We start from the raw sequence: 1,201 nt of genomic DNA, 5'->3' as shown, positions 1-1,201 counted from the left end.
ATATTTCGTCTTCCGCGCCGTTTCTGCCAAATTTATGCACCAACGAGCATATGAGTGAATGCTCGGCGTTGCTTAATTTTTCTAGCAAATCAGCTCCGCTTTTTGTTCTGTAAATGCTTTCTTTTACGCCGTTAAAGACATTTTCTATCTGCTCGTCAAGCTCGGTTCTATCTGTGATTATAAGCACCCTAGAGTTTAAATTTTCTTTTATCCATTTTGCAAGCCAGACCATACTTAAGCTTTTGCCGCTACCTTGTGTATGCCAGATGATACCACCTTTTTTAGCGCGTAAAAACTCCTGCGCGCATTTTACACCGAAATATTGATTGTGCCTGCAAGTCTTTTTTATCCCACAGTCGTATATGATAAAGTCGTGTAAAATTTCAACCAGTCTCTCTCGCCCGCAAATCGCTTTAAGTCCGCCATACAAACTTAGTTTTTCGCCGTTTTCTTTAAATTCTAAGAAGTATTTTTCAGGCGTCTCTATCACGCCGTATCTTAGTCCTTCGCTCTCGTTTCCGGCCATTACAAGCTGCACGGTAGTAAAAAAGCTCTCTATAAACCTCTTGTCTTGGCTTGATAAATTTTGTCTTATGCCTTCGCTCACCGACACGCTTGAACGCTTTAGTTCTAGCACGCAAACGGCTATACCGTTTATATAAAGCACTATATCGGGGCGTTTGTCAAATTCGCCGTTTATAGTTTTTACGTTTACTTCCTCGGCTATGCTAAATTTATTTGCCAGCGGATTATCCCAGTCGATGAGCCAGACGCTCTGATTATTTTCGCCTACTTCTTCTATTACTTTTACGCCGTATCTTAAAAGCGAATATATGGCTTCATTTGCATCGTATAGTTTTCGCCCGCCGCTTGTGTGATTTTCATATTGTAGTTTTTTTAAGGCTTTATCTATAAGCTTATCGCTGTAGCCACGACCTTGCAGCCACGTCCTAAGCTCGTCCTCTCTTATGTTTTTATTATCGAGTCCTTGCAGATCGCCTATATATTCGTAGCCAAGCTCGTTTTTAAAGAGATCTATGACTCGCTCTTGCGTTTTTATCTCTTTTTCTACCGTATTTTCTTGCATAACTCACCCCTTTAGCCTTATTTTGCCGCTTAATAGCTCGTCCATAGCGCCTTGTTTTATCATCTTTAGTTTTTCTATCTCATCTTGCAAAGCCGAAATTTCATCGTCCATATC

General features: G+C 40.6%; 1 protein-coding gene. It reads right to left on the bottom strand.

What is annotated here, in order from left to right; translation table 11 throughout:
- Nucleotides 1-1,087 (bottom strand): type I restriction endonuclease (locus Q0198_RS09405; protein ID WP_297897388.1); only part of this gene is annotated, 1,087 nt, incomplete at its 3' end.
- Nucleotides 1,088-1,201 lie beyond the last annotated feature (114 nt).

Source organism: uncultured Campylobacter sp., assembly GCF_938045205.1.
GTDB lineage: Bacteria > Campylobacterota > Campylobacteria > Campylobacterales > Campylobacteraceae > Campylobacter_B.
The sequence above is the reverse complement of the archived record's forward strand: the minus strand, read 5'-3'. Positions and strand labels throughout refer to the sequence as shown.